Origin of the sequence: Psychroflexus sp. MES1-P1E (assembly GCF_002836055.1) — a bacterium.
In the GTDB taxonomy this organism is placed as follows: Bacteria; Bacteroidota; Bacteroidia; order Flavobacteriales; family Flavobacteriaceae; genus Psychroflexus.
The window spans coordinates 1-1,548 of the sequence record NZ_PJBS01000276.1 but is presented as its reverse complement, the minus strand read 5'-3'; the positions used below and the strand labels follow the sequence as shown (position 1 = coordinate 1,548).

1 protein-coding gene and 1 pseudogene are annotated in these 1,548 nt (G+C 29.6%); one reads left to right on the top strand and one right to left on the bottom strand.

Going from position 1 to position 1,548, the window contains the following annotated elements; genetic code table 11:
• A pseudogene (locus CXF67_RS19315) lies at positions 1-398 on the top strand (transposase); the annotation flags it as partial.
• Between the two features lie 47 nt (positions 399-445).
• Here the strand turns inward: CXF67_RS19315 and CXF67_RS09710 are convergent.
• Entirely contained in the window at positions 446-1,534 is a 1,089-nt protein-coding gene (locus CXF67_RS09710; RefSeq protein ID WP_102088575.1) for an AbiH family protein, read from the bottom strand.
• Positions 1,535-1,548: the final 14 nt, after the last annotated feature.

Here is a 1,548-nt window from a genome sequence, read left to right as displayed (position 1 = left end):
ATTTGGTATTGGACCTAAAACATCAATTATGTTAGTGGTTTTAACAGGTGGTTTTGATCGATTTACAAGTGCAGCAGAACTATGCAGCTACTTAGGTTTGACACTAGTGATTAGGCAAAGTGGGAGCAGTGTAAAAGGACGACCTCGAATACGTAAAAATAGGCAATCAAAAATTTCGTAATTTATTATTTATGGGCTATTTTAATACCTGTAAACTAGCTGGCAGGGATGTACAACACATCTTGCAGAGATTTTTATCAAAGAATAGTTGCCAAAGAAAGAGTAAAAAAATAGCACTAATAGGAGTCTGTAATACCCTGTTGAAACAAGCCTTTGTAACCGCCAAATCAGGTTTGATCTATTGTGCTACTTATCGAAGTACTCTAGTGAGAAATTAATGCATTTTTACTTGTTTTTACCACAGTACTTTGTTGTGCTTAGTACTTTATTTATTCATTTTCGGTTGTGGCATTTCCCTAGATAATTCTAGTGGCACTAATTTTTTTCTCAACATTATTTTATCCTTAAAATGTCTTGATATTTCATATGTTTTGTTAGTAAAATCATTTTGTTGGTCATTAATTTTATGGTAAAATACTTTTATTGATTTACAATTTTCGTGTTCAAAAATTTGGTTTAGCATCGTTCTGTCTGATATGCCACAAGAATGTCCATATATATGTGTTTGAAAATCATTTGATTCGATAAATCTTGTAAGGTCATAATAATTTTTAGTTTGAAGATATTCAAATGACTTTATATGTTTAAAAAGGTCATTGTTTTTCTCATCTTCAAATTCCAAATATTTTTTATCCAATTCATCTCCAAAACCGAAAATAGGATTTCCATATTTACCTGATAAATTTCCGTGAATGTAATTGTAACTTGAAGGAATATGTCTTTCACATATTTTAAAATAATCCTCAAATGTTTTTGTGTAGTTAAAATTCAGGAAGTAGAGATTATCTGGTAATTTATCCTTCTCCAAAGCAACAGTTACTATTTCGTCTTTTTTTATTTCTTCTCGAAAACAATCAGATATTGATTTTTTAATTGACGAATTATTGAAATTGTTTTCTTGTTCTTGAAGATATTCAACCAGTTTAATTTTTAGACATTCTAGTTGTTCGTTTACTTTGTTAATAGCGTCGCCTTGATTTGCTCCTTTATGTCCGTGTCTTGTGGCAATTAGAACATTAAAGAATTCTACTTCAATGTCTACCCATTTTAAAATTGAAGTTCTGGAATAAACTCTCTCTAACAGAAGAGAATGAAATTTGAAATTTATATCTCTTGTTTTAATTAATCTACTAGCTGCTTCATAAACAGTTTCCTTATTTACGGGTTTAGGTCTTTCGCTAAAAGAATGATAGTCAACTTTAAAATTAATTTCTAATAATATATCAGAATACGAATGATTGGTATAAAATGAATTAATAGCGTTGCAAAAATAGTCAGAAATGAAATCATTAAAGCTCGTTTTTATCCCGTGAGCAAGGTCAAATCCATTTCCGATAATTATTAGTCTATTCATTTTTTCGTATTAAG

Bases quoted from the DNA above. Each gene is read 5' to 3' on its own strand.
- CXF67_RS09710 (WP_102088575.1), bottom strand. From the start codon at position 1,534: ATGAATAGACTAATAATTATCGGAAATGGATTTGACCTTGCTCACGGG.